The sequence below is a fragment of the Coleofasciculus sp. genome (assembly GCF_046565525.1).
GTDB lineage: Bacteria > Cyanobacteriota > Cyanobacteriia > Cyanobacteriales > Coleofasciculaceae > Coleofasciculus.
In genome coordinates, this window is sequence record NZ_JBKHUP010000208.1 from 1 (window position 1) to 5,324 (window position 5,324).

The window sequence follows — 5,324 nt, forward strand, 5'->3', positions numbered from 1 at the left end:
TATAGCAGATGCATATCTAAGAGTATTTAAGCATAAATACTTGGCGGCTGTAAATAGATTGCGCCTTTTCACCGTAGTGGCGTGGCACACCTTAATTGGTGGATTGGAATTGTAGGGGCGCACCGACGTGCGCCCGTGTCAACTTAAGCCATAACCCTTACCCATTCTAATTTTCAGCTATGGGGTTTCCGCTCCCCGGCTATGGGAGAAGGGCGGGTTTAGTCAAGTTATCAGTTGGGTGTCATAAGTTATCTGTAAAACCCGCCCCTACACCCCCCGCTCTCCTGGCTCTTCACCTTAAGTTGACACCAATGAAGGCTTGCGCCCCAAAACTTGAACATCTGTTGTGTTCATTTGTCTATTGGACAAACCTCAAAAGCTAACTCATGGCGATAAAAACACACATAAAATTCTGCCAAAAAGTTTGTATGTCCCAGGATTACAGGCGCATCTCTTGATTGAGTCCAAGCAAATGCCAATAAGACAGGCGAAAACGGCATAACGATACTCGATAACACCAAGCCTCGTGCTTCGTGATCAGCTAAATTTCCACTTAACTGAATCGGAACAGTTTGCTCTTCCCAGACTGCCCCTAACTGTACACCAATCTCGTAAGGTAGAACATTGACACTTGCACCCGTATCTACGAGTGCCATTACCTCGACAGTGCAGCTTCCATTGACAAGAGTGATAGGTAAATATGGCATGACACTCGAAAGTCCAAGGCTATTCGTGCGCTCAATGAAAGGGAATCATTGACCATTAAGCATTAGTTTCTCTGTGCGCCGCCACCAAAAGATCCGACAAGGCTTGAACACTTTCCTGATCGGCTTGAGGAGACCAGACAACGGCTTCTGTTGATGCCAATTGATTCAAAAGTGCATTAGCTGAATCACTATTGCCTACAGGTTCTAGGCTGCATCCTTCCTCTTTAGCAACGGCAAGAAGCAGAAAGTGGATAAGTCGAAGTTTATCTTGATGAGAGAGTTGACTAACAGTGGGTAAAAGTTCGCTAAGAGACATATTGCTTATCTGAGAGGTTCAATACAGTTCTAGTCTAGTTGAAAGTAACCAAAGAGCGATATTGACATATCTTAGTTTGATATACCGTAGGGTGGGCATTGCCCACCAATCTTAAGCTGAATGTCGCTGACTTAAGCTGGGTTCGTAGTAGGCACGAAGCGTGCCAGAAGTGAAGACAGCACTTACTACAAACTCTAAAGTCAGTGCCATTTGTCTTAAGCTGTCACGCATTTAAATTGGGAATGGGTAGCGAGCAAGATGCTCGCACTACAACGATTTTGCCATTCTTGACATTATGGTTTAAATGCCGAACAGCTTAATTCAATGCCATTCTTATGAGGTTGGAATTTCCCCTTCAAACGTCAGAAATCGCATCGGCTGGCGACACTCCACTCTTGACAGCGATGATACCAGGGAGGTATTCATCCATCATCTTCACATTGGTGTAAACCAACTGTTTGATGGTGTCTGAATCAAGAGAGTGATTTTTGACATTAGTGCTAGTCTTGTAACGAATCTCTCCATCGTCGAAATTCAACTCAAAATTGCCGATAATCATGCCATAGTTGGCTCTCGATAGAAACTCTCCTACCGCTCGACGCTTAGATTTGGGAATTTTAATCGGGCATAAGGAGTAGAAGATAAACTGCTGCTGTGATTCTATCGCTTGGGCATAACAGTCGTATTGGTCATTTTTGCCCTTAAACGCTAGGCGTAAGGCTGATTGTTTTTCTAGGTGGGCATAGTGCCAATTGTCTTCTGTGAAGAAGTTGACGATGGCGGCAAAAATGGCTTGTGTTGAGGGAATGTCTTCAGGTGTCACATTGGGGGTTTTCCTGTCATCGTATCGCCAAAGGATTAATACAATGGTTGATGGATTGCCAATTTACTTAGTTTACAGATAATCCTTAAGGCTGATCATGGTTTTCTTTAAAATTGACAATTTCTTCCGGGGCTGAATGAATTATTTTTATCACCTCCAAAGCCAAATCAGCCATTTCTTTAGCGCGGGGGTCTGGCATTAATTTTAACTCGATCAACTCATTCAGTAGTTTAGCGGCTTGAATGCCAGATTTTAACAAGGCTTCTTGGTATTCTTGTTGTAAGGTTTTAGAGGGGGTGGGGGTTGGGTTTTGGTCGGTTTGATTTTGAATGTTGATATCTTCCATAATGTTCACTTGTTGTAAATAGACTTTATTTCATAGAAGCAAACTCCAGAACTACCCTCCATACAAATGAAAGCCTACTTCAGCGCTATCTCGGCGGCTTACTTTGGCACGAGGATCAGGGATTAAAGTGTTTTAGCCCCAAGAGCAAACGTGCCAAATGGGGATGCTCCCTAGTTATGTTCTCTTTAGAAGATAATATCAAGGGGGTTAGCCAGGGATATTGGAGTATGAGTTGAGTACGTAATGGATCTTCAGTCTTGATATCAAACGATCCTCCTACAACTCCGTAAATTCCTATATCAGCACCAAACCCAACCTCCCTGTTTCCATCACTATCCGTGTCACCCCAATGACCACGTAAACCACCAACTCCAAACTTATCAAAACCATAACCTGCATTTAAGCCCATATCAAATGTTTGATCAACATCACTATTAGAGTTTCTAGTTCCAATTTCTCCTGACACTTCACCGAAGTTAAATCCTGGCAATTCAGCTGTAAAACCATCACTACCAATACTGAATTCAGTGCTAGCACTATTAGCATTTAAGCCACCGTTTAAGACGAATTCTGGTGGTAATCCTAACATCTTAGCTCCTAACTTAGCCAAGGCTAATTCGCCTTTTATTTGCTGATAGTCACCTTTTATACCCCATCGGGTATCGTTGTTTTGATTATTTGGACGTTCATTTTGCCAGCATCCAAAACTACCACTAAAAGTGTTGTTCTCTAAGCTGCCGTATTCGTTCTTCCCGTGGAAATTTCCTGCACCGGAATCTATGCAGCCTGCTTCGTTTTTCTTGACGAAGGCGTATTTAGTTGTTATACCTTCTTTTTCTGGTTCCTTGCCCCATTGGATGGGACGCAGGTTCGCCATATAAAATTCTTTTAAAACAGCCCAATACTTGGGTAAATTGAGAATAAATTTCTGAATCCAACTTTGCAGCTTACCCCACTGATCCTGCACCCACTGATTACCGGGCTGAATCAGATTATCATTCACCCAACCCGATAACGAACTAACCTTCTCTTGTACCTGACTCCCTAAATTCCCGAACTCGGTACTGATCACATCCCAGCCACCCTTTATCCCATCCTTTGCCTGTTGCAACAAATTCCGTCCCAACTCACCGGGATGCTGTACCCAATACTTCGCGCTAGCACCTTTATCCTTAACCCAATTCGCCGCACCTTGTCTCTTTTCACCAATCCAATTAATCGCACCCGTTCCCTTTTGCTGCACCCAACCTGATGCATCTTGACTCGTCTCACCAATCCAATTTTTGGCATCGCTTCCCTTTTGCTGCACCCAACCCGATACACGTTGACTCGTCTCACCAATCCAATTTTTGGCATCGCTTCCCTTTTGCTGTACCCAACCCGATACACGTTGACTCGTGTCACCAACCCAACTAACCGCATCGCTTCCCTTATCCTTAACAAAATTCGTCGCACTACTCCCTTTTTCCCCTAACCAACTCTTCGCCCGACTTCCCTCTTGTTTCACCCAGTTAACTGCACTGCTTCCTTGTTCACCTACCCAATTAACAACACCACTACTTTTCCCCTGAAGCCAACTCGTACCCTTACCTATCGCCCCTTGAACACCCGAAACGGCTCCATCTTTTGCCCCTTGAACACCCGAAATCAGGGAACCCACTTCGCCGCCTAACCACTGGAGAATGGAGCTACCTGTATTACGGATACCCGACACAAAACTGCTGCCTTTTTGACTGAGTGTCGTTAATAAAGAATTGCTGGTTTGATTCAACCAACTCCCCGCACTCCCGGCTTTCTCACTAATCCAACTGCGAGCGCTATTGGATTTTTCAGTCATCCAATTTCCGGCTGAGGTGGCTTTCTCCCCGATCCAGTTTTTAGCACCATTGGCTTTCTCACCCATCCAACTCCCCGCCGCCTGTGCTTTATCGCCCATCCAGTTTCTCGCACCATTGGCTTTTTCACCCATCCAATTTCCGGCTGAGGTAGCTTTCTCACCCATCCAATTCTTCGCACCATTGGCTTTCTCGCCCATCCAATTTCCGGCTGAGGTAGCTTTCTCCCCTATCCAATTCCTCGCGCCATTAGTTTTCTCGTTAATCCAATTCCCGGCACTATTCGATTTGTCCTGAATCCAATTCTCGGTACTCTTCGATTTTTCCTTAACCCAATTCTCCGTACTATTAACCTTCTCGTCTACCCAACCTTTAGCACCTGTAAACGATGCTTGGAAGCCATTCCATTTTTCCGCCGCTTTACCCTGGAGAACTGCCCATTGTTCCTGCACCCAAGTATTCGCATTACTCAGCAAGCCTTCTACCCAACTTGCCAATTCTCCCGCTTTTTGGCGGAGAGGTTCCCAGAGTGTCTGCGCCCATTGACTAAACTGTTGCCACTGTTGATCAATGCCTTGGGTAACTGGACTCACCTGAGCCATAAAATCAGTCCACGCCGCTTGTGATTCGGCTTGAAGGGCTTGCCACTGTTCCTGGATATTCGCCGATGAACCCGCCTGATTATCGAGATTTTGAATCAATGCTTCGGCTTGACTCTGATAGCGTCCACAGAGTTGACTTGCCTGATTATCCAGAGATGTGACTGATGCCTCGGCATTCCCTTTTAATCCTGCCCAATTTCCTTCCAGTTCTGTGGTTAATTCACTCCCTTTACCTTGAATTTCGGTTATCTTATTATTAACCTGATTCTCAATATCGGTCTTGGTATTCTCCGCCTCTTGTTCAAACCCTGCCTCATCCCCTTGTAATTCCTGCGCCTGAGTCTCGGCTTCAGTTTCTAGGTCATTCCCTTTGGCGGTGGCTTCAGTTTCTAGGTCATTCCCTTTCGCTTGACTTTCGGTTTCTAGTTCCCCACCTTTTGTCTGGCTGTCTGTTTCTAATTCTGACCCTTTGGTTTGACTGTCAGTTGTCAGGCTTTCCCCTTTCCCTTGACTTTCGGTTTGTAATTCACTCCCTTTTGTCTTCCCTTCTATATCAACTTCAGAGGCTTTGGCTTGACTATCGGCATCAAGTTCTGAGCCTTTATTTTTCCCCTCCGCATCAACTTCAGAGGCTTTGGCTTGACTATCGGCATCAAGTTCTGAGCCTTTATTTTTCCCCTCCGCATCAACTTCAG

Annotated in this window: 5 protein-coding genes; all 5 read right to left on the bottom strand. The window is 45.1% G+C overall.

From position 1 onward, the window contains the following. Positions 1-350: 350 nt before the first annotated feature. Positions 351-743, bottom strand: a complete 393-nt coding sequence (locus ACLGGO_RS34945; RefSeq protein ID WP_446422765.1) for a retroviral-like aspartic protease — start codon at positions 741-743, stop codon at positions 351-353. A 19-nt stretch (positions 744-762) separates the two neighbouring features. Next, entirely contained in the window at positions 763-1,023 is a 261-nt protein-coding gene (locus ACLGGO_RS34950) for a hypothetical protein (protein ID WP_446422761.1), read from the bottom strand. Between the two features lie 355 nt (positions 1,024-1,378). Beyond that, a complete protein-coding gene (locus ACLGGO_RS34955; RefSeq protein ID WP_446422762.1) occupies positions 1,379-1,846 on the bottom strand; it encodes a YbjN domain-containing protein in 468 nt (155 codons plus the stop codon). Between the two features lie 85 nt (positions 1,847-1,931). Next, a complete protein-coding gene (locus ACLGGO_RS34960) occupies positions 1,932-2,192 on the bottom strand; it encodes a hypothetical protein (protein ID WP_446422763.1) in 261 nt (86 codons plus the stop codon). A 115-nt stretch (positions 2,193-2,307) separates the two neighbouring features. Next, positions 2,308-5,324: hypothetical protein (locus ACLGGO_RS34965; protein ID WP_446422764.1), on the bottom strand; the 3,017-nt coding region annotated here is incomplete at its 5' end.